Genomic DNA, 269 nt, shown 5'->3' on the forward strand with positions numbered 1-269 from the left:
GTACCGTCTGCAGCATTCTTAGCTGTTGCGACTACTTTGTCACCTTCTTTAAGTTCAAACTCATATTTACCAGCTTCAAGGGCTTTACCTTCTAAGACTTTCTTAGCGGTAATATTTACAGTTGTTGAAGCTGCTTTATAAGTGTTGGTGAAGGTTGGGTTGTTGTCAGTTACAGTCGCAACAAGTTGGCCTTGACCGTTATCTGTAACGTTTACTGTTACATTGTGAGTAGATTTATCGTATGTCACACCTGCTTCGCTACCTGCTTT

Annotated in this window: 1 protein-coding gene; it reads right to left on the reverse strand. The window is 40.9% G+C overall.

The features are described from left to right. Positions 1 to 269 (reverse strand): Spy0128 family protein (locus HMPREF2991_RS03365; protein WP_306806715.1); only part of this gene is annotated, 269 nt, incomplete at both ends.

The sequence above is a fragment of the Streptococcus sp. HMSC072D07 genome (genome assembly GCF_001814835.1).
Lineage (GTDB): Bacteria > Bacillota > Bacilli > Lactobacillales > Streptococcaceae > Streptococcus.